The sequence below is a fragment of the Variovorax sp. 350MFTsu5.1 genome (genome assembly GCF_048302515.1).
Taxonomy (GTDB): domain Bacteria; phylum Pseudomonadota; class Gammaproteobacteria; order Burkholderiales; family Burkholderiaceae_C; genus Variovorax; species Variovorax guangxiensis.
Map to the genome: position 1 here is coordinate 3792042 of NZ_CP157620.1, position 20715 is coordinate 3812756.

Consider the following 20715-nt stretch of genomic DNA (forward strand, 5'->3'; position numbering starts at 1 on the left):
TGCGTTCGTCATTCATCTTCGACGCATGCGGCAGCCGCCTTGTTGGCCGGTATCCGGGCTGGCAGAGCGACTCCTTGCCGCCTTCCCAGACGCCTGTTTCAGGGCATCCAGTGGCTTCGATGGAAAGGGGTTGGCGCCTTGCGGCACCGTCTGCTTGACCGTTGCGGGGGCAGCGCAGGCGGCTTCGGCCTTGTTCCGGCAAGAACCGGGGCGTTCACTCCTGCTTCCCGTTGAACTGCGCCGTGCGAACCACGGCGCGAGCACCAACGGCGGTGATTTTATGCGCTGGCCAACGGGGCTTAAGTCGAAAGTTGCGGCACCGCTAACATCGACGGCCATGATGCAGCCCGCCTCGGTCTTCCTGAATCTGCGTTCGGCGCTGCAGCGTCTCTTCGGTGTGTCGGGCTGGCAGTCGATGCTGCTGTGGTCCATCGTGGCGGGGCTGCTGGGGACGCTGGCGACCGAATTCTTCCGCGCGGCGCTGCTGGCCTTCGAGCACCTGGTGCTGGGACCTGGCGAAGGGCTCGTGGCAATGGCCAGGCAACTGCCATGGTGGGCACGCATCGCCTGCCCCACGCTCGGCGGTCTGGTGGCGGGGCTGCTGCTGGTGCTGGCCAGGCGCGTGGCTTCGCGCAGCGCCACGTCGGACTACATGGAAGCCATCGTCCTCGGCGACGGGCGCATCCCGGTGGCGCAGACGCTGGCGCGCAGCGCGTCGTCGCTGGTGAGCATCGGCACCGGCGGCTCGATCGGGCGCGAGGGCTCGATGGTGCAACTGGCGGCGCTGGCTTCCTCGCTGCTGGGACGGGTGTTCCGCTTCCCGGCCGAACGGCTGCGGCTGCTGGTGGCCTGCGGCGCGGCGGCCGGCCTCACTGCAGCCTACAACGCGCCCATCGCGGGCGCCTTCTTCGTCGCGGAGATCGTGCTGGGCTCCATCGCGATGGAGAGCGTGGGGCCGATCATCATCGCCTCGGTGGTCGCCAACGTCGCGATGCGGGCGCTTCCGGGCTACCAGCCGCCTTACAGGATGCCGCCGTTCCCGGAGATCCACGGCACCGAGGTCGTGCTGTTCTGCGTGCTCGGCGTGCTGCTGGGCTTCGCGGCGGTGGGCTTCCTGCGTGCGCTGCAGGGCAGCCGGGCGCTGTTCTCGCGGCTGCCGCTCGCGCTGCCGTGGCGGCTGGCGCTGGGCGGGCTCGTCATGGGCGCGGTGTCGGTGCCGATGCCGGAGGTCTGGGGTAACGGCTACAGCGTGGTCAATTCGGTGCTGCACACGCCGTGGGCATGGACACTGATCGCGACGGTGCTGCTCGCCAAGGCGGTCGCCACCATGGCAACGGCGGGCTCGGGCGCGGTGGGCGGCGTGTTCACGCCCGCGCTCTTCTTCGGCTGCATGATCGGCGCGCTCGTCGGCCAGGGCGTGCAGGCGCTGTGGCCAGCGGCGAGCTCGGCGCCTTTCGCCTACGCCATCGTCGGCATGGGCGCGTTCCTGGCGGGCGCCACGCAGGCGCCGCTGATGGCGATATTGATGATCTTCGAGATGACGCTGAGCTACCAGGTCATGCTGCCGCTGATGGCCGCGAGCGTCATCGCGTATTTCGTGGCGCGCTCGGCCAACGCGGGCTCGATGTACGAGATCACGCTGCATCGCAATGCGCAGCGCGACGACCAGATGCGCCTGCGAGGCCTGCACATGCGCGACCTGGTGCAGCCGGCGGAAACGGTGGTCGGCCCGCTGGCGGACCGCGAGGCGATGAGCAGGCTCTTCCTGCAGTACCCCGTGAAGTACCTGTACGTGGTGGACGCGGACAACCGCTATCTCGGCGTGGTGCCGCTCTCGTCGCTCGGCACGGCGCCGCAGGAGACGACGGCCGGCGCCCTGCTCTCGCAGGCGATCCTGCCGATCACCGCCGACACCGGGCTGGGCGAGGCGCTGCAGCGTTTCCTCGACCACCTGGGCGAGCGGCTGCCGCTGATAGAGAGCGCCGCCAACCCGGTGCTGCTGGGCGTGGTCGCCAAGAGCGCGCTGCTGGCCACCTACGTGCGGCTGAGCGAAGCCTGACCACCGGCTCAGGGGTTTGATCGGCGAGCGCCAAAGCCGCAGAATCCCGGGCACGCCGGGCGCCGCGTCCGGCCTCGGCGGGACCGCCTCCCCGGGAAACTACAATCGCCAACCATGCCCGCCTCCAGCCCCATCGACCAGATCGCCGAGCGCGTCGAACGACTGCTCGTGCGTCACGAAGAGGTGCAGCGCACCAACGCGCTGCTGCAGGAACAGGTCGATGCGCTCACGCGCGAACGCGACGCCCTGAAGTCGCGGCTCGTCGCGGCCCGCACGCGCCTCGATGCCCTGCTCGAACGGCTGCCGGCTGAACCACCTTCCGAAGATTCCCCCGCATGAAGCAGATTGAAGTACAGATCATGGGACAGAGCTATCTGCTCGGCTGTCCCGACGGCGGCGAGGCGCAGCTGCGCGAAGCCGTCGACCGCGTGGATGCCGCCATGTGCAAGATCCGCGACGCGGGAAAAGTCAAGGCCCGCGACCGCATCGCGGTGCTGGCATCGCTGAACCTGGCATTCGACCTCGCCGCGCAGCAGGCCGCCGCCACCGCGGCACCCGCGCCTGCTGCCGCGCCAGCCGATACCACAGAGACCGACCCGAAGGCTGCCCAGCTCATTCAAAGACTCGATCAGGCCCTGGCGGGCGATGGACATTTGCTCTGAGCGGGTTCCGCCGGCAGGGCTGCAGCGGTAAAATCCGAACTGTCTGCGGTGCGCGTTGGGCTTTATATGTCCTTGTTCCAATGCTCTACGGAGCCGGGCTTGGTAAATCGCTCGACGGGTGTGATCATCTCGCGTCAGATGAACCCGAAGTCCTGCTGCCCTCGCCCACCTGAACCCCGGTTCAGGATGCGAGTCCGGCGCCCACTTGCAGACACCTAATTCCGCCACGGCCCCCTGCACAAACTGCTCGGGGCCGTTGCTTTTTGCGATACAGAATTTCCGTGAACGTCTCCAGCCTGCTCGACCCCATCCTCATCGCCGAACTCGCCGCCCTCGGGCTCGGCACCGGTTTCCTCGCAGGCCTGCTGGGCATCGGCGGCGGCATGCTGATGGTGCCGTTCATCACGATCATCATGGGCCACCGCGGCGCGCCGGCCGATCTCTCGGTGAAGATGGCCATCGCGACCTCGATGGCGACCATCATCTTCACCTCGGTGTCGAGCGTGCGCGCGCACCACAAGCGCGGCGCGGTGCGCTGGGACATCGTGCGCCGGCTCGCGCCCGGCATCGTCATCGGCAGCCTGGTGGGCAGCCTGGGCGTGTTCTCGCTGCTCAAGGGAACGGCGCTGGCGATCTTCTTCGCGCTCTTCGTGGGCTTCTCGGCCACGCAGATGTTCCTCGACAAGAAGCCCGCGGCTTCGCGGCAGATGCCAGGCACGGGCGGCCAGCTCGCGGCGGGCGGCGCCATCGGCTTCATCTCGGGGCTGGTGGGTGCCGGCGGCGGCTTCATCAGCGTGCCGTTCATGACGTGGTGCAACATCTCCATCCACAACGCGGTGGCCACCAGCGCGGCGCTGGGCTTTCCGATCGCGGTGGCGAACGTGCTGGGCTATGCAGTGAGCGGACAGTCGGTGCAGGGCCTGCCGGCCGGCTCCTTCGGCTACATCTGGCTGCCCGCGCTGGCGGTGATCGCCCTGTGCAGCGTGCTGACCGCGCCGCTGGGCGCGAAGGCGGCGCACAGCCTGCCGGTGAAGAAGCTCAAGCGCGTGTTCGCGAGCATCCTCTACATGCTGGCCGCCTACATGCTCTGGAAGGGCCTGCACGGCTGATTCCCTTCGGGCGCAAGGCCCTTGCGCGAGAGGTGCGACTCGTTGCCGCCCGCGCGGCACGCGCCGTATAACGGGGCCATGAAAATCCTCATCGCAGTCGACGGCAGCGCCTACACGCAAAAGGCGCTGGCTTATCTGGTTGCCAACCGCGCGATGTTCGTGGACGGCCACGAACTGGTCATCGTGCACGTGTGCACCGGCATCTCGGGCCACGTCACGCGCCACCTCAGCAAGGAGATCGTCTCCGACTACTACGCCGAGGAAAGCGCCAAGGTGATCGACCCCGTGAAGGCGCAGCTCGCGGCACAGGGCATCGCCAACTACACGGTCGATGCGCGCCACGGCCACATCGCCGAGGAGATTCTCAAGTCGGCCGCCGCCGCACAGGCGGGGCTGATCGTGCTGGGCACGCACGGCCACGGCATCCTCGGCCGCGCGCTGATGGGCTCTGTCGCCACCAAGGTGATCGCCGAGACGAACACCACCGTGCTGCTGGTTCAGTAAGCCGATCCTTCGATCCGTTACTGCATGCGCTGCTGCCGCCACTCGCGTGGCGAGCAGCCGAATCGCTCCCTGAACGCGCGGCTGAAGTGCGCCGCGTCATTGAATCCCCTGCCGTAGGCGATATCGGCCACGGGACGGCCCGCCAGGCGCGGCTCCAGCAGGTCGCGGCTGCATGCCTGCAGCCTGCGCTCCCAGATGTACTGCGAGGGCGTGAGCGGCTCACTCTTGAACACGCGATGGATGTGGCTCACCGAGACGCCCAGCCCGGTCGCCAGCGTGCTCACCGAGAGTGACGGATCGGCCAACTGCTCGTCGATGCGCCGCTTCACGCGCGCGAGGTGGTAAGCCGCCAGATTGCTCAGCGAAGGCGCGCTCGCCGCCGGCAGCGTCTGCAGCCCCGCCACCAGGATGTTCTGCACGCCGTTGGCCACCGCGAGGGCCGAGGCCGGCTGCAGCGTGTCGATGTCCTCGCGCAGGGTGCGGATCATGCCCAGCAGCAGGTGTCCCGCGCCTTCGCGCCCCGACACGGTGGTGGCCGTCAGCGCCTCGGTGTCGCGCAACTCGCTGCGCAGGCGTTCGCCGGGCAGCTTGAGCACGATCTGCTCGAATGATTCGTCGAACAGCAGCTGGTAGGGCCGCGTGCTGTCGTACAGCGCGAAATCGCCGGCCGACAGCACCGCGTCGCGGCCGTCCTGCCGCACCACGCCCTGGCCGCGCGCCTGGATGCTCACGAGGAAGTAGTCGTCGCTGGAATGCGAGATGTGCCCCGGCGTGCGCATCACCTTCTGCGGGCTCGAGGTGACGACCGACACGTCGAGCCCGGGCAACGTGTGCTGGCGGATGCTTCCCTCGAAATCGCCCGGATCGCCCTCGCGCACCGGGTCGCAACCGAGCTGCACGTAGACATTGCAGATCATGTCGGTCCAGTAGGCGAGCCGCTGGTTGCGCGAAACGGCATCGGTGCTGAGCAGCTGGGTCATCGGATTCCTCGGAAAGCCTGGGCAACGAGCGGATGCAACGCTGGAACAAGAACGCCGCCAAACCGGGTCAAGGCGTTCCAGCGGCGCGAATCTACGCTTCAAGCAACCCGCATGCCACAGCGCAAACCCGGTGACTGCGGACCGAGCCGTTCACACCCCGTCACTTTCATTGCATCTGGAGAACCTTCATGCCGACCACCGTCCACCCCAAGCTGCGCGTTGCCGCAGTGCAGGCCGCCCCCGTGTTCCTCGACCTCGACGGCACCATCGACAAGACCATCGACCTCATGACGCAGGCCGCGAAACAGGGGGTGAAGCTCATCGCCTTTCCCGAGACCTGGGTGCCCGGCTACCCGTGGTGGATCTGGCTCGATTCGCCGGCCTGGGGCATGCAGTTCGTGCAGCGGTACCACGACAACTCGCTGGTCGTCGGCTCGGCCGAATTCGAGCGCGTCGCGCAGGCGGCGCGCACACTCGGAATCTGGGTCTCGCTGGGCTACAGCGAGAAGGCCGCGGGCAGCCTCTACATCGCGCAGGCGCTCATCGACGACCAGGGCGAGACGGTGCAGACGCGGCGCAAGCTCAAGCCCACGCACGTCGAGCGCACGGTGTTCGGCGAAGGCGACGGCTCCGACCTCGCCGTGATCCGCACGCCGCTGGGCAACATCGGCTCACTCTCGTGCTGGGAGCACCTGCAGCCGCTGAGCAAGTACGCGATGTACTCGCAGAACGAGCAGATCCACTGCGGCGCATGGCCGAGCTTCTCTCTCTACCGCGGCGCGGCCTACGCGCTGGGGCCCGAGGTCAACAACGCCGCGAGCCAGGTCTACGCGGCCGAGGGCCAGTGCTTCGTGATCGCGCCCTGTGCCACCGTGTCGAAGGCCATGAGCGAGCTGATGTGCACCGACGCCGGCAAGCAGCAGATGCTGCGCACCGGCGGTGGCTACGCGCGCATCTACGCACCCGACGGCTCGCCGCTGGGCACGCCGCTGGCGGAAGACGAGGAAGGCCTGGTCGTCGCCGACATCGACCTCGGCATGATCTCGCTCGCCAAGGCCGCAGCCGACCCGAGCGGCCACTACTCGCGGCCCGATGTCACGCAGCTGCTGCTCAACAAGACGCGCCGCGAACCGGTCGTGGTGCAGCAGGCGACGTCGCCGGAGCCTGAAGTCAGCACGCCAGAGCCGGTCGCGGCCTGAAGCAACGGAGGCGCACCATGGAATCCGCCATCGACGAGCACCTGAAGTGCCCCCGCACGCGCCACCGCCGCGTGGAAGACGACTACGTGCCGCCCTACCCCGTGTGGTCGGCCCGCGCACCGGTCGCGGTGAGGCAGGTCGTGATGGGCTACTTCGGCGTGCAGTCGCGCGGCGCCGAAATGCAGGGCCGCGCCTGTGCCGCGCTGATGAAGATCGCGCGCGACTTCGCCCTGCCCGACGGCCCCGGCCATCACGACCTCACGCACTACGTCGACGCGCAAGGCTTCGACAACATGATCGCCATCGCCTACTGGAACGACCCCGCCGCCTACGCCCGCTGGTGCGCGACGCCCGCTGTCGACGCCTGGTGGCGCTCCGACGAACGGCTCACGGAAGGCCTCGGCTACTTCCGCGAGATCGCCTCGCCCCGCGTCGAGCACTTCGAGACCATGTTCAACACGCCCGACCGCTTCGAAGGCGTCGGCGTGGTGATGGGCGGGGTCAGCGGCGAGCTGCAGGAGCACGGGTACTGGGGTTCGATGCGCGACCGCATTCCGCTGTCGCAGACCGACGCGATGGCGCCTTCGGGCTCGCGCGCGGTGATCGCAGGCGTGCCGGCGCCGGGGCAGCGCGTGCGCATCGCGGGCCACGAGAACGTCGCGATGATCCGCTCCGGCCAGGAATGGACCGACACCACCGGCCAGGAGCGCACGCTCTACCTGCAGGACATGGAACCGGTGCTGCGCGAGGGCATGGACTTCCTGCGCGACCAGGGGCTGGGCATCGGCTGCTACAGCAACCGCTACATGCGCCACCTCGACGCGCAGGGCGCGCCGCTGCAGAAGTCGTTCGGGCTGAGCTACTGGCGCTCGCTGGCCGACATGGAACGCTGGGCCGAGTCGCACCCCACGCACGTCGCGATCTTCGGCAGCTTCATGCGCTATGTGCAGGCGCTGAACTTCCAGCTGCAGCTGCGCGTGTATCACGAGGTGTCGGTGCTCAAGGCCGACGAGCAGAGCTACGAGTACGTCAACTGCCACGCGGGCAGCGGGCTGATGAACGGACTCGCGCCCTCTGACTGAAAGAACTCAGGCCGCGAAGAGGCCCTTGTGCTCCGTACGCAGCAGCGCCTTCTGCACCTTGCCCATGGCGTTGCGCGGCAGCTCGGGCACCACGAAGCAGCGCTTGGGAATCTTGAAGTTGGCGAGCTTCGACTTGAGCTCCGCCACGATGGCGTCGCCATCGAGCGCGGCGCCCGCCTTGGGAATGACGATGGCCACGCCCACCTCGCCGAAGTCGGGGTGCGGCACGCCGACCACGGCGCTCTCGGCCACGCCGGCCATCTCGTTGATGTAGCCCTCGATCTCGGCGGGGTACACGTTGTAGCCGCCGCTGATGATCAGGTCCTTGCTGCGCCCGACGATGGTGATGTAGCCGCGGCCGTCGATCTTGCCCACGTCGCCTGTCTTGAAGAAGCCGTCGGCGGTGAACTCCTCCTTCGTCTTCTCGGGCATGCGCCAGTAGCCCGCGAACACGTTGGGGCCGCTGACCTCGATGTTGCCGATCTCGTCGGTGGTGCAGTCGCGGCCGTTGTCGTCGCGCACGCGCAGCTGCACGCCCGGCAGCGCGAAGCCGACGGTGCCGCCGCGGCGCTCGCCCTGCTCGGGCCGGTAGGGGTTGGAGGTGAGCATGACCGTCTCGCTCATGCCGTAGCGCTCAAGAATGGTGTGCCCGGTGCGCTCGCGCCATTCGTCGAAGGTCTCGATGAGCAGCGGCGCCGAGCCCGCGACGAACAGGCGCATGTTGCGCACCGCCTCGCGCGTGAGGCCCGGCTCGGCCAGGAGGCGCACGTACAGCGTGGGCACGCCCATGAACACGGTCGCCTCGGGCAGCTTCTGCGCGACGCGCTTCGGGTCGAACTTGGCGAACCACAGGATCTTGCTGCCATTGAGCAGCGCGCCGTGCAGCGCGACGAACAGGCCGTGCACGTGGAAGATGGGCAGCGCGTGGATCAGCACGTCGCCCTCGGTCCAGCCCCAGTAGTCCTTCAGCACCTCGGCGTTCGACAGCAGGTTGCCGTGCGTGAGCATCGCGCCCTTGCTGCGGCCGGTGGTGCCGCTGGTGTAGAGGATGGCGGCCATGTCGTCGGCCTTGCGCTGCGCCGGCACGTGCTGGTCGCTGCACCGGGCGGCCACGTCGAGCAGCGAGCCGGTTCGGTCGTCGTCCAGCGTGAAGACGTGCTTCGTGCCCGCCGCGGTGGCGATGGGCGCGACCCACGACGCGTTGCGGCTGGTGCACACCACCACGGCCGGCTCGGCGTTGCCGATGAAGTATTCGATCTCGGCGCTCTGGTAGGCGGTGTTCAGCGGCAGGAACACATAGCCCGCGCGCAGCGTGGCGAGATACAGCAGCATGGCCTCGACCGACTTCTCGACTTGCACCGCGATGCGCGCGCCCTTCTCCAGCCCGAGGGCGTCGAGCAGGTTGGCGATCATGGCGCTGGCGCGTTCGAGGTCGCGCCAGGAATAGAACAGGCCGCTGTCGGTTTCGACGGCGATGGCGTCGAGGTCGGCGGGAAAGGCCGCGCGCAGGGCGGCGAACAGGTTGGCGTTGGCGGACTTCTTCATTCGGACGATTGCTTGGCTTGGCTTCAGAAATTCGGGGTGCGCTTGGCAAGGAAGGCGGCGATGCCCTCGCGGTGCTCCACGGAGTCGGCGTAATCGTAGGCGGTGGCCAGCAGGCCGTGGGCCGAGGGAGCGCCGGCACGCAGCACGGCGAAGGTGGCCTTGTGCAGGCGCGCGGCCTGCGGGGAGAGTGCTGCGATGCGCGCGGCGTGCGACTGGGCGGCGAGCGTCACTTCGTTGTCGGGCAGCACCTGCAGCAGGAAGCCCGCGTCGTACAGGCGCTGCGCGCCATGCACGCCGGCGGCCAGCAGCATGTCGCGCGCGAGCACGTCGCCGATGGCGCCATGCACCAGCGCGGCTTCGCGCGGCGCCATCGGGAAACCGAGCTTGGCGATGGGCGCGCCGAACCTCGCGGAGGCGCCGGCCAGGCGGATGTCGCAGCAGCTCGCGATCTCGATGCCCGCGCCCATGCAGGCGCCCTCGATTTGCGCGACCAGCGGCAGCGGGCAATCGAGCATCGCCTGCAGCGCAGCCCAGACCTCGTTCTCGTGGAACTCGCGCAGGCTGGGCTCGCTGAAGCGGAACGACGGGTACTCGGAAATGTCGCCGCCCGCGCAGAAGGCGCCGCCCTCGCCGCGCACGATCACGCAGCGCAGGGCGCTGTCGCCATCGCTGCGCAGGCCGTCGAACACCGCACGCAGTTCACGCCACATGGCGCGCGTCATGGCGTTGAGGCGCCCCGCGTTCGACAGCGTGACGATCGCGATGGCGCCGTCGTGGCGCAGGGAGATGGCGCTTCCAGCGGTCATTCGAGCTTGGCGCCCGAGGCCTTCACCACCGCGGCCCAGCGCTTGATCTCGGCATTGACGAAGCTGCCGTAGGCAGTGGTGGTGAGGTTCGGGATCTCGGAACCGTTCTGGGCCCAGATGCCCTTGAGGTCGTCGGTGGCCAGCGACTTCTTCATGTCGTCGATGGCGCGCGTCTGCGTGTCGGCCGGCGTGCCCTTGGGCGCCCACAGGCCGTACCAGGTGGTCACGGTGTACTCGGGCAGGCCCACCTCGGCGGCGCAGGGCACGTCGGGGAAGGCCGGGTTGCGCTTGGTGCCGGCCACCATCAGCGCCTTGATGCGGCCGCTCTTGATGTGCTGCGCCGAGGAACCCAGGCCGTCGAACATCAGGTCGACGTTGCCCGAGATCAGGTCCGACAGCGCCGGGCCCGCGCCGCGGTACGGAATGTGGGTGATGAAAGTGCCGGTCTGGATCTTGAAGAGCTCGCCCGCCAGGTGGTGCGAGGTGCCCGAGCCGGCCGAGCCGTAGTTGAACTTGCCGGGGTTGCGCTTCACCAGCGCGATGAATTCCTGGATGGTGTTGGCCTGCACCCGCTTCGGGTTGATGACCACCACCTGCGGCACGTTGGCCAGCAGCATCAGCGGCACGAAGTCTTTCTCGATGTCGTAGTCGAGCTTCGGATAGATGGACGGTGCGATCGCATGGTGCACCGCGCCCATGAAGAGCGTGTAGCCATCGGCCGGCGCCTTGGCGGCGATGCTCGCGCCCAGCGTGCCCCCTGCCCCGCCGCGGTTGTCGATGACCAGCGTCTGGCCCGCCACGCGCGAGAACTGCCCCGACAGCGGCCGAGCGAAGGCATCAGTGCCGCCGCCGGCCGGGAACGGCACGATCATCGTCACGGGCTTCGTCGGCCAGCCCTGCTGGGCCCGCGCGGCGCCGCACAGTACGGCCGCACCGGCGGCGGCCACGCGCAGTACGTCGCGGCGCTGAAAGCTTGGGTTCATTTGTCTCATCTCCTGTGTGTCGTTGTGGATCTTGCCGCCCCGTGCGGCTGCCGGCCTTGGGTGCACCGGCTCCTTGCTCTGCTTCGACTTTCTCTTTTGCGGACTTCAGCCTTTTTTGAAATACAGGCTTTCGACGTCTCCCGATACGGCCACCTTGCCCTCGGCCAGCCAGGTGCGGTGCTTGTCCAGGCGCTTGAGGTCATAGAGGTAGTTGACCATGAGTCCGTAGGACTGCTTCTGTCCCTTGGCCGACGGATCGCCCGCCCAGTTCAGGCGCTCGACGCGCGCGCCGTTGCCCAGGTGGAAGCGCGCCACCGGATCGGCCGGCGTGCCGTCGACCAGCGCGCGGCCAAGGTACTCGGCGGCCGCCTGCATCAGCCACTGGCGTAGCGGCGACTTGGCGTCGAGGCTCGCGGCGCCGTCCGCCGCGGCGAGCAGGCGCTCCGCCGTGGGCGGCACCGAGCCGACGAGGCGGCCCAGTTCGGCCTCGCGCTTTTCGTCCAGGCGCGGCAGCAGGTCGCCGGCGTTCTTCGCGAGCCAGGTGCGAAAGCCCGGAATCGGCGAGAGCGTGGCGAAGGTCTTCAGGCGCGGAAGCTCGTCCTGCAGCGTCTCGACAACGCGCTTGATGAGCGAATCGCCGAAGCTCACGCCGCGCAGGCCGTTCTGCGTGTTGCTGATCGAATAGAAGATGGCGGTGGTGGCCCGTGCGGCAGGCACCGGCACGGCGGTTTCGTCGAGCAGCGGCGTGATGCCGGCGCTGATGCGGTCGACCAGCGCCACCTCGACGAAGATGAGCGGCTCGTTGGGCAGGCGCGGATGGAAGAAGCCGTAGCAGCGGCGGTCGCTGTCGTCGAGCCGGTTCTTCACGTCGGACCAGCTCTTGATGTCGTGCACCGCTTCGTAGCGAATGAGCTTCTCGATCAGCGAGGCCGGCGAATCCCAGTCGATGCGGCGCAGTTCGAGGAAGGCGACGTCGAACCAGGTGGAGAAGAGCTGTTCGAGCTCGGCGTCGAGCGCGAGCAGGCGCTTGTCGGCCTTCAGGCAAGGCAGCAGGTCGGCGCGCAGGTCCACGAGAAAGCGCATGCCCTCGGGCTCCACCGCGAAGCGCTGCAGCAGGCGCATGCGCGGCGACACCAGCGCGCGACGCAGGCGCAGTTCGGCCTGGCCCTCGTCGGGCGTACCGACGGCCGCCTGGTGCTGGTCGCGCGCGGTCTTGAGCTTTTGCGCGTCGGCGGCGAAATGCTCGCTCATGAGCGCCCAGTAGTCGCGGCGCTCGTCGGGCGTGGCGGCTCGGTAGGCGTCGGCAATGGCATGGGCGCGGCGGCCGCCCTCGACCTCGCTCACGCGCGGGTCGATCACCGCCTGCAGGTCGGCCAGCACGCGGCGCAGCGCACGCGGCGACAGGGCCTCGTCGGCCTTGCGCAGCGTGGCCTGCAGGCGCTCGGCGGTCGGGCGGGCGCTGGGCTTGGGCGCGTTCTTCGATGCGCTCTTCGCCGCGCCTTCGGGCGCTACCGGCACTTTGGACTTCTCGCCAGAACGCAGCCGCGCCTGGAACCATTCGGTCGCACTCATCGGGGCACTCCAATGCTCGTAAGGATCGTCACGACATCACCCTGGACTTCTGCTGGCGCGCGACCTCGCGCAGCGCCTCGCGCTGGCGGGTCAGGTGCGTGCGCATGGCGGCGTCGGCGCCTTCGCTGTCGCGCGCCTTCAGCGCCGCGAACACGGCCAGGTGCTCCGACAGGCTCTGGTCGAGCCGCCCGGGCGCATGCAGCTGCTGCAGGCGGGCAAGCTTGAGGATCTTGCGCAGGTCGCCGATCACCTGCGCCAGCCACTTGTTGTCGGCCAGCTTGATGATCGCCTCGTGGATGATGTGATTGGTGGCGTAGTAGTCGTTGATGCGCTTGGCCCTGGCGTGGCGCACGAGGCGCTCGTGCAGCGCGTCGAGTTCCTGCAGCTCGGCGTCGCTGGCGTTGCGGGCCGCCTCGTAGGCGCAGCGGCCTTCGAGCAGCGCGATGACGGGGAAGATCTCGTCGAGATCGCGCTCGGTCACCTCGTTGACGAAGCAGCCGCGCCGCGGCTCATGCCGCAGCAGGCCTTCGGCGGTGAGCACCTTGAGCGCTTCGCGCAGCGGCGTGCGGGAGATCGAGAGCCGCTCGCACAGCGCCGTTTCGTCGACGAAGCTGCCGGGGGCCAGGGAGCCGTCGAAGATCTGCTCGCGCAGCGTGGCGGCGACCTCGTCGTGCAGGGAGTTGGGAACCAGGCGCATGGGATCAGGACCGCATAATTTCCTGTAATTACGCGTAATTCTGAGCCCGACATCCGCCCGGCGCAAGTGCCGCGCGTCGAATGTGCGGCGGGTAGTTACCCTTAAGACAAAGGGCCCGAAGGGCCCCTTTGTGAAAGCTCAGGCCCGCGCGGCGCTGGCCGCTTTGCCACCGGTGCGGCCGAACCAGAACCAAAGCGCGATGCCCGCAACGATCATCGGGATGCTCAGCCACTGCCCCTGGCTCAGGTCGAGCGCCCGCAGGCCGAGGAAGTCGTCGGGCTCGCGGAAATACTCGGCCACGAAGCGCAGCACGCCGTAGCCGATGAGGAACACCGAGGCCACCTGACCCTGCTTGCGCTCCTTGCGCGCGTAGAGCCACATCACGACGAAAAGCAGCAGCCCCTCCAGCAGGAACTGGTAGACCTGCGAGGGATGGCGCGGCAGCATCGACCCGCTCTGCGGGAACACCATGCCCCAGGGCAGATCGGGGCTGCTGAAGCGCCCCCACAACTCGCCATTGATGAAGTTGCCCACGCGGCCGGCCGCGAGGCCCGTCGGCACGCAGGGCGAGACGAAGTCCATCACCTGCCAGAACGGCCGCTTGCGCGAGTGCGAGAACCACACCATCGCGCCGATCACGCCGAGCAGACCGCCGTGGAAGCTCATGCCGCCCTGCCACACGTACAGAATTTCGAGCGGGTGCGTGAGATAGAACTCGGGCTTGTAGAAGAGGCAGTAGCCGAGCCGCCCGCCGACGATGACGCCCATCACGCCGAGGAAAAGAATGTCCTCGATGTCCCGGCGTTGCCACACGCCAGCATCCACCAGCCTGCGGAACGGCTCGTGCCGGAGGCGGCGCGTGCCGAGGAAGTAGAACAGCGCAAACGCGGCCAGGTAGGTCAGGCCGTACCAGTGGATGGCCACCGGCCCGATTTGCAGGGCGATGGGGTCGATATGCGGATACATGAGCATCCGCGGATTGTGCCCCGGCCCGATGTCACGGCCGGGTCGGGGCTATTCGGGCCGGGCTAGCGCCCGAACTTCCACCATACGAGCGCCGCCACCACGGCCGGCACCGCGAAGATCAGCAGGAAGATCGGCAGCTCCTCGGCCACCGAATACCCGGCCTTGATCACGCCCACGGCCATGTTGATGCCCGCGCCGACGAACCACGCCGGAATGAACCACTTGGCCGCGACGGCCAGCGCCGCCGGGGAGCCGTCGCCCAGCAGGCGCCCGGCCAGCAGGAACACCACCAGCAGCACGAAGCCGCCGCCCATCACCATGATCGTGTGCATGTCGTCTTTCCTCCTGGCGGCATCTTGCCCGATCAACGCGTGGTGTAGCCGCCGTTCGCGAAGATCGTCTGCCCGGTGATCCACCAGCCTTCGGTGACCAGGAAGCGCACGATGGGCGCGATGTCCTCGATGTCGGTCAGGCCCTTCTTCGAGAACTTGCTGAGCGCGGCAGCGCTGCTGTGGTACTCCACGGCCTCCTTGCTCTCCTGGCCGTAGAAGAACGGCGTGTCCATGGGCCCGGGGCCGATGGCGTTGACCGAGATGCCGCGCTCGCCGAACTCCTTCGACGCGGCGCGCGTGTAGTGCTCCACGGCCGCCTTCGAGCCCGGATAGATCGCATAGAACGGCGTGTAGGCCGCCAGCAGCGAGCTCACCAGCGTGACGATGCTGCCGCCGTCCGCCATCGTGCGACCGGCCTGCTGGATGAAGAAGAAGGCGGCCTTGGCGTTGGCGTCGAAGCTCTTGTCGTAATCGGCCTCGGTGACGTCGAGGATCGGCTTCTTGATGACCACGCCGGCCGTATTGATGGCGATGTCGACCTGGCCGAAGTGCTTCACCGCCTTGTCGAACAGGCCGACGCAGTTCTCGACCACCGAGAGGTCGCCCTGCACCAGCAGCGTGTCGGCGCCCTTCGCCTTGAGCTCGGCGGCGGTCTTCTCCGCATCGGCGCGCGAGGCGTCGCTGTTGTAGTGGATGGCGATGCCCCGGGCGCCGCCGTCGACCAGCTGGTGGCCGATGAGGGCGCCGAGGTTCTTGCCGCCGCCGGCGATGACGGCGACCTTGTTCTTGAGCGTACGTGCGGACATGGATGGACTCCTTGGTTGAAGCGTGGATGTGTGACTGGAGCGGCCAGTCTATTGATCGGCTTCGAACTGATAAATAGGCCATCCAAGGCTAGACTGTTCAGGATTTCACGAACAATTCGTTCTTCTTCCATGGACCGCATCGACCTCCTCCAGGTCTTCGTTCGCGTGGCCGAAACCGGCAGCTTCACGCGCGCCGCCGACCGCCTGGGCCTGCCGCGCGCCAGCGTCTCCACGGCGGTGCAGCAGCTCGAAACCCGCCTCGGCTCGCGCCTGCTGCACCGGACCACGCGCCGCGTCGGCCTCACGCCCGATGGTGAGGTGATGCTGGAGCGCGCCCGTGCGCTGGTGGCCGACATGGAGGACATGGAGCAGCAGTTCCTGCCCGCGCGCGGCCAGGTCAGCGGACGCCTGAAGGTCGACGTGCCCAGCCGAATCGCGCGGCGCCTGATCGCACCGGCGCTGCCGGACTTCTTCGCGCTCCATCCGGCCATCGAGCTCGAACTCGGCTCCAGCGACCGCGCCGTCGATCTCGTGCTCGAAGGCATCGACTGCGCACTGCGCGTCGGCCCGCTGGCCAACAGCAGCCTCGTGGCGCGGCCGCTCGGCCACTTCACACTCATCAACTGCGCGAGCCCCGCCTACCTGGAGCGCCACGGCACGCCGCGCACGCCGGCCGACCTGCCGGAGCACGTGGCCGTCAACTACGCCTCGCCGACCAGCGGCCGGGCCGCGCCATGGGAATGGCTGCGCGACGGCGAGACCTCCACCCTGCGCATGCGCAGCCAGGTGGCGGCGAACAACGCCGAGACCTACATCGCCTGCGCGCTGGCGGGGCTGGGCCTGATCCAGATCCCGGCCTACGACGTGCGCGAACACCTGGCGGCCGGCGAACTGGTCGAAGTGCTGCCCGACGCGCGCGCCGAGCCGCTGCCCGTGCAGCTGGTGTACCCGCACCGGCGCAACCTGTCGCGGCGCATGCAGGCTTTCGTGGGTTGGCTCGAAACGGTGCTGGCCGATGCGCTCGACAAGCCGGCCCAACCCACCGGCGGACGCGCACGCAAGGCCCGCTAGACCTCGTCGCGCCGCTTCGACCCCGCTCCCCGCTCGCGCACGAAGGCGACGAAGCGTTCGAGCGCCGGGTTGGCCGCGCCCTCGGGCCACACCAGGCTGGTTTCGCACCCGGGCAACTCCGGTGCGCTGCGCCGCCGCGCGGCCGGCACGAACTCCTCGGCGCGGCGATACACCACGCCCGCCCGACGGAACTGCGTGACGCTCTCGGGCACCCAGGCCACGCCGATGCCGCCCGAGACGAGGTTCACGATGGTCTGCATCTGTATCGCTTCCTGCCCGAGCTGCGGCGTGCGGCCGGCCGCGTGGTAAAGGTCGAAGATGGCATCGTGCAGCGAAGGCACGATGCGGCGCGGAAAGATCACCAGGGGCTCGGCGAGCACGTCGGCCAGCAGCAGCCGGTCGGTGCGCGCCAGCGGGTGACGCTCGGGCAGGGCCAGCACCAGCGGCTCCTGGGACACGGCGAGGCGCGCCAGGCCCGGCGGCGCGGCACCGGGCGAATGCAGCATCAGGCCGGCGTCGATCTCGCCACGCGCGAAGGCCTCGAGCTGCACGTCGCCGGTGGCCTCGACCAGTTCCAGCGCCACCTCGGGGCACAGCACGCGGAATTCGCGCACCCAGGCGGGGAGTTGCTCGAAGCCCACCGTCGAGACGAAGCCGATGCGCACGCGCCCGACCTGCCCCGCCGCCGCGGCACGGGCCCTTGCGGGCAGCGCCGCGGCGCGCGCCAGGAGCTCCCGCACGTCGGGCAGCAGCGCCTCGCCCGCCGGCGTGAGCGCCACGCGCCGGCGGGTGCGGTCGAACAGCACCACGCCGAGCGTCTTCTCGAGCTGCGCGATGGCCTGCGTGACCGGCGGCTGCGTCATGTGCAGCCGTTGCGCGGCGCGGCCGAAGTGCAGCTCCTCGGCCACGGCGACGAACTGGCGCCAGGCGCGTAGGTCGATGAGGGCTTCATTCATATGTCGAGCATATCAATCTGCAATTGAAAATGGATTGGAAGCAATCAATCAGAAGTCCGATACTTGGACCCCCACCCGATCTCCCCACGACAGAAGAGACACCATGGACACCAAGCCAATCCAGATCAACCGCCGCAGCGCCAACATCGTCGAAGGCAAGAGCCGCGCCCCCAACCGCTCGATGTTCTACGCCATGGGCTACGAGGAAGGCGACTTCAAGAAGCCGATGGTCGGCGTCGCCAACGGCCACAGCACCATCACGCCCTGCAACTCGGGCCTGCAGAAGCTGGCCGACGCGGCCATCGCCGGCATCGAGGAAGCCGGCGGCAACGCGCAGGTGTTCGGCACCCCCACCATCTCCGACGGCATGGCCATGGGCACCGAGGGCATGAAGTACTCGCTGGTGAGCCGCGAAGTCATCTCCGACTGCATCGAGACCTGCGTGGGCGGCCAGTGGATGGACGGCGTGCTGGTGGTCGGCGGCTGCGACAAGAACATGCCCGGCGGCATGATGGGCATGCTGCGCGCCAACGTGCCCGCCATCTACGTCTACGGCGGCACCATCCTCCCCGGCAAGTACAAGGGCCAGGACCTCAACATCGTCAGCGTGTTCGAGGCCGTGGGCCAGAACGCCGCCGGCAACATGAGCGACGAGGACCTGAAGGAAATCGAGAAGCGCGCCATTCCCGGCACCGGCTCGTGCGGCGGCATGTACACCGCCAACACCATGTCGAGCGCCTTCGAGGCGCTGGGCATGTCGCTGCCCTACTCGTCGACCATGGCGAACCCGCATGACGAGAAGCAGAACTCGGCCAAGGAATCGGCCAAGGTGCTGATCGAGGCGATCAGGAGGGACCTGAAGCCGCGCGACATCGTGACCAAGAAGGCCATCGAGAACGCCGTGGCCGTCATCATGGCCACGGGCGGCTCGACCAACGCGGTGCTGCATTTCCTGGCAATCGCGCACGCGGCGGGCGTGGACTGGTCCATCGACGACTTCGAGCGCATGCGCAAGAAGGTCCCGGTGATCTGCGACCTGAAGCCCTCGGGCAAGTACCTCGCGGTCGACCTGCACCAGGCCGGTGGCATTCCGCAGGTGATGAAGGTGCTGCTGAACGCGGGCCTGCTGCACGGCGACTGCATCACCATCAGCGGCCAGACCATCGCCGAGGTGCTGAAGGACGTGCCGGACGTGCCGCGCGCCGACCAGGACGTGATCCGCACCATCGACAACCCGATGTATGAAGAAGGCCATCTCGCCATCCTGAAGGGCAACCTGTCGCCCGAGGGCGCGGTCGCCAAGATCACCGGCCTGAAGAACCCCGTCATCACCGGCCCGGCGCGCGTGTTCGACGACGAGCAGTCGGCGCTCAAGGCGATTCTCGACGGCAAGATCAAGGCCGGCGATGTGATGGTGCTGCGCTACCTCGGCCCCAAGGGCGGCCCGGGCATGCCCGAGATGCTGGCGCCGACCGGCGCGCTGATCGGCGCGGGCCTCGGCGAGAGCGTCGGCCTCATCACCGACGGCCGCTTCTCCGGCGGCACCTGGGGCATGGTGGTGGGCCACGTGGCGCCCGAGGCGGCTGCCGGCGGCACCATCGCCTTCGTGAACGAGGGCGACTCGATCACCATCGACGCGCACCAGCTCAAGCTCGAACTGAACGTGCCCGAGGCCGAGATCGCCAAGCGCCGCGAAGGCTGGAAGGCGCCGGCTCCGCGCTACACGCGCGGCGTGCAGGCGAAATTCGCGTTCAACGCATCGAGCGCCAGCTCGGGCGCTGTGCTCGACAAGTTCTGAGATCGCTCGCTCAAGCAGCCATCATCCACGCGCCGTAGCCGAAGGCCAGAAAGCCCAGGCCCACGATGGCGAGGATGCTGCGCGACTGAAAATCCATCGCCGGCGGCAGGCTCTGCACCAGAAAGTGCAGGATCGCGCCGGCGCCGATGGTCATGAAGCCGGCGCCGAACTGCTTCATCGGGCTCGGGTCCGGATAGAGGAACACGAGCGCGAAGCCGGCCAGGAAGACCAGGTTGGCGAGCACGGTGCCGCGCGTACGCCAGCGCTTCTGGCCAGGGGTGGGTTCGCGCAACTCCGGCCGCACGTAAGCGCCCTGTTTCTCGCGCGCCTCCCTGCGCGCCATGCCGATGAAGAACAGGCCGAACATCATGGGAAAGGCACCGAAGATGCCGAGCCCCCAGACGCCGCCCCACATGTTCTGGAAATCGGCCACCAGTGCCTGCGCGGGGTCGGCCACGCGGTAGCGCACTTCGACCGGGTCGCCCCATTCCTTGTCCGCAAGGCCGCCGCCAAGGCCCTTGACGCGGCGCTTCCGGCCATCGGGCGTGACGTATTCGACGACCGGGGCGCGCGACACCGTGACGCGGCCCTTGCTGTCCTTGCTCTGCTCGTCCACGAACTCGACGAGGCTGCCCTGCACACTGGCGGTGCCGGCGATCGATTGGTAGCGGCTCCAGCCCAGCGAAGCCGCGCCGTACAGGCCGGCGCAGCCGATGAGCAAGGCGCCCACGCCCACACCCCAGAAGAAGTTAGTGCGCCACCCCACGAGCCCGCCGATGGCCGGGCCGAGCAGCAGCGAAAGTCCGAAGACGATCAGCGCGCGGGTGGTGGCTTCCTCGTCCATGGCACTTCAGCGCGGTGCATGCGGTGCGGGGACTTCGGCAGACGGCGAAGGAAAAGGCTCAGCGGCGCGGGCGCTGCCCGTTGCTGGTCTTCATGCCCATGTTGGTCTTCTGCCGGTCGATGCGCTCCTGCCGGCGCCGGTTTTCACGTTCGACGACCTTGCGCTTGGTATAGCCCGACGAATCGGCCCAGGCCCACCATGCCACGGCCATCGCGAACGGCGACAGCACGATCCACCAGCTCCATGTGGCGACCATGCCGATCTCGAAATACTTGAGGGCCAGAGCAAGCAGGCCCAATCCCAGAAACCACATCGCGAATCCCTCAGGGTTGTATTGGCAACGCTTCCGGCGCCGTGCACGGCGCTACCTACAATCGCGTTGAGTCGAATGTAACTCAGCCTTTAACAATTACACCCCATGAAAAGAGTCTTGCTGCCGGCAGTCCTGGGCCTCGGCCTCACCGCACTCGCCGCGCCCGCCTTCGCCGACCTGGCGCTGGCGACCTCGAAGAACTGCATGAGCTGCCACGCGGTCGAGCGCAAGGTGCTCGGCCCCTCGTTCAAGGACGTGGCCGCCAAGTACAAGGACGACAAGGGTGCCGTCGACACCCTCGCCAGCAAGATCATGAAGGGCGGCTCCGGCGTGTGGGGCCCGGTGCCGATGCCGGCGAACAACCAGGTCAGCGAAGCCGACGCGAAGAAGCTCGCGGCCTGGGTGCTGTCGACGAAGTAAGCCCCGGAAAG

22 protein-coding genes and 1 riboswitch are annotated in these 20715 nt (G+C 68.2%); of the genes, 10 read left to right on the forward strand and 12 right to left on the reverse strand.

Going from position 1 to position 20715, the window contains the following annotated elements; translation table 11 throughout:
* Nucleotides 1-26 precede the first annotated feature (26 nt).
* Nucleotides 27-283: riboswitch (cobalamin riboswitch) on the reverse strand.
* 54 nt (nt 284-337) lie between these two features.
* From ABL843_RS17215 to ABL843_RS17235, 5 genes are all read left to right on the forward strand, one after another.
* A complete protein-coding gene (locus ABL843_RS17215) occupies nt 338-2059 on the forward strand; it encodes a ClcB-like voltage-gated chloride channel protein (protein ID WP_418116637.1) in 1722 nt (573 codons plus the stop codon).
* Nucleotides 2060-2173: 114 nt separating this feature from the next.
* Complete coding sequence (locus ABL843_RS17220; RefSeq protein WP_019652365.1) at nt 2174-2398, forward strand: hypothetical protein; 225 nt, start codon at nt 2174-2176, stop codon at nt 2396-2398.
* Nucleotides 2395-2721, forward strand: a complete 327-nt coding sequence (locus ABL843_RS17225) for a cell division protein ZapA (RefSeq protein WP_418116639.1) — start codon at nt 2395-2397, stop codon at nt 2719-2721. The genes ABL843_RS17220 and ABL843_RS17225 overlap by 4 nt, the downstream gene beginning before the upstream one ends.
* 281 nt (nt 2722-3002) lie before the next feature.
* A complete protein-coding gene (locus tag ABL843_RS17230; protein WP_126023950.1) occupies nt 3003-3830 on the forward strand; it encodes a sulfite exporter TauE/SafE family protein in 828 nt (275 codons plus the stop codon).
* A gap of 78 nt (nt 3831-3908) precedes the next feature.
* Nucleotides 3909-4334 carry a universal stress protein gene (locus tag ABL843_RS17235; protein ID WP_126023949.1) on the forward strand — a complete coding sequence of 142 codons (426 nt, stop codon included), beginning with the start codon at nt 3909-3911 and terminating at the stop codon, nt 4332-4334.
* Between the two features lie 17 nt (nt 4335-4351).
* Here the strand turns inward: ABL843_RS17235 and ABL843_RS17240 are convergent, their stop codons facing one another.
* The gene (locus ABL843_RS17240; RefSeq protein ID WP_418116640.1) at nt 4352-5314 is read right to left on the reverse strand and encodes a helix-turn-helix domain-containing protein; all 963 of its coding nucleotides are present in this window, start codon (nt 5312-5314) and stop codon (nt 4352-4354) included.
* 188 nt (nt 5315-5502) lie between these two features.
* On the opposite strand from ABL843_RS17240, the gene ABL843_RS17245 reads away from it, so the two are divergent.
* Together ABL843_RS17245 and ABL843_RS17250 are read left to right on the forward strand one after the other, a co-directional pair.
* Nucleotides 5503-6513 carry a carbon-nitrogen hydrolase family protein gene (locus ABL843_RS17245; RefSeq protein WP_418116641.1) on the forward strand — a complete coding sequence of 337 codons (1011 nt, stop codon included), beginning with the start codon at nt 5503-5505 and terminating at the stop codon, nt 6511-6513.
* Nucleotides 6514-6530: 17 nt separating this feature from the next.
* Nucleotides 6531-7595: a phenylacetaldoxime dehydratase family protein gene (locus tag ABL843_RS17250; RefSeq protein WP_418116642.1), complete on the forward strand. Its 1065-nt coding sequence runs from the start codon at nt 6531-6533 to the stop codon at nt 7593-7595.
* Nucleotides 7596-7601: 6 nt separating this feature from the next.
* Here ABL843_RS17250 and ABL843_RS17255 read toward each other — a convergent pair whose 3' ends face one another.
* The 8 genes from ABL843_RS17255 to ABL843_RS17290 form a co-directional block, all read right to left on the reverse strand.
* Entirely contained in the window at nt 7602-9140 is a 1539-nt protein-coding gene (locus ABL843_RS17255) for a malonate--CoA ligase (protein ID WP_418116643.1), read from the reverse strand.
* Between the two features lie 23 nt (nt 9141-9163).
* Entirely contained in the window at nt 9164-9946 is a 783-nt protein-coding gene (locus ABL843_RS17260; protein WP_418116644.1) for an enoyl-CoA hydratase/isomerase family protein, read from the reverse strand.
* Nucleotides 9943-10929, reverse strand: coding sequence for a Bug family tripartite tricarboxylate transporter substrate binding protein (locus tag ABL843_RS17265; RefSeq protein WP_126023943.1), 987 nt, complete (start codon nt 10927-10929; stop codon nt 9943-9945). Before ABL843_RS17265 ends, ABL843_RS17260 begins: the two co-directional genes overlap by 4 nt.
* Nucleotides 10930-11034: 105 nt before the next feature.
* Nucleotides 11035-12501 carry a malonyl-CoA decarboxylase gene (locus ABL843_RS17270; RefSeq protein ID WP_418116646.1) on the reverse strand — a complete coding sequence of 489 codons (1467 nt, stop codon included), beginning with the start codon at nt 12499-12501 and terminating at the stop codon, nt 11035-11037.
* A gap of 28 nt (nt 12502-12529) precedes the next feature.
* Complete coding sequence (locus ABL843_RS17275) at nt 12530-13198, reverse strand: GntR family transcriptional regulator (protein WP_184637460.1); 669 nt, start codon at nt 13196-13198, stop codon at nt 12530-12532.
* A 138-nt stretch (nt 13199-13336) separates the two neighbouring features.
* Nucleotides 13337-14170 carry a prolipoprotein diacylglyceryl transferase gene (lgt, locus tag ABL843_RS17280; RefSeq protein ID WP_126023940.1) on the reverse strand — a complete coding sequence of 278 codons (834 nt, stop codon included), beginning with the start codon at nt 14168-14170 and terminating at the stop codon, nt 13337-13339.
* Nucleotides 14171-14226: 56 nt separating this feature from the next.
* Nucleotides 14227-14496, reverse strand: coding sequence for a hypothetical protein (locus ABL843_RS17285; protein ID WP_126023939.1), 270 nt, complete (start codon nt 14494-14496; stop codon nt 14227-14229).
* A 32-nt stretch (nt 14497-14528) separates the two neighbouring features.
* Nucleotides 14529-15302, reverse strand: a complete 774-nt coding sequence (locus tag ABL843_RS17290) for an SDR family oxidoreductase (protein ID WP_418116647.1) — start codon at nt 15300-15302, stop codon at nt 14529-14531.
* Nucleotides 15303-15431: 129 nt separating this feature from the next.
* Here ABL843_RS17290 and ABL843_RS17295 point away from each other — a divergent pair, with 129 nt between their 5' ends.
* Nucleotides 15432-16373 carry a LysR family transcriptional regulator gene (locus ABL843_RS17295; RefSeq protein ID WP_184637456.1) on the forward strand — a complete coding sequence of 314 codons (942 nt, stop codon included), beginning with the start codon at nt 15432-15434 and terminating at the stop codon, nt 16371-16373.
* On the opposite strand, the gene ABL843_RS17300 is transcribed toward ABL843_RS17295, so the two are convergent.
* Nucleotides 16370-17329, reverse strand: a complete 960-nt coding sequence (locus tag ABL843_RS17300; RefSeq protein WP_418116648.1) for a LysR family transcriptional regulator — start codon at nt 17327-17329, stop codon at nt 16370-16372. The genes ABL843_RS17295 and ABL843_RS17300 overlap by 4 nt on opposite strands.
* A gap of 103 nt (nt 17330-17432) precedes the next feature.
* Here ABL843_RS17300 and ilvD point away from each other — a divergent pair, with 103 nt between their 5' ends.
* Nucleotides 17433-19127, forward strand: a complete 1695-nt coding sequence (gene ilvD, locus ABL843_RS17305) for a dihydroxy-acid dehydratase (RefSeq protein ID WP_418116649.1) — start codon at nt 17433-17435, stop codon at nt 19125-19127.
* Between the two features lie 10 nt (nt 19128-19137).
* Here the strand turns inward: ilvD and ABL843_RS17310 are convergent, their stop codons facing one another.
* On the reverse strand, nt 19138-19971 hold the full coding sequence (locus ABL843_RS17310) for a DUF3592 domain-containing protein (RefSeq protein WP_184637450.1): 834 nt from the start codon (nt 19969-19971) through the stop codon (nt 19138-19140).
* Between the two features lie 58 nt (nt 19972-20029).
* Nucleotides 20030-20284, reverse strand: coding sequence for a TIGR04438 family Trp-rich protein (locus ABL843_RS17315; RefSeq protein WP_126023933.1), 255 nt, complete (start codon nt 20282-20284; stop codon nt 20030-20032).
* Between the two features lie 105 nt (nt 20285-20389).
* Between ABL843_RS17315 and ABL843_RS17320 the strand changes: the two genes are divergently transcribed.
* The gene (locus ABL843_RS17320) at nt 20390-20704 is read left to right on the forward strand and encodes a c-type cytochrome (RefSeq protein ID WP_126023932.1); all 315 of its coding nucleotides are present in this window, start codon (nt 20390-20392) and stop codon (nt 20702-20704) included.
* Nucleotides 20705-20715 lie beyond the last annotated feature (11 nt).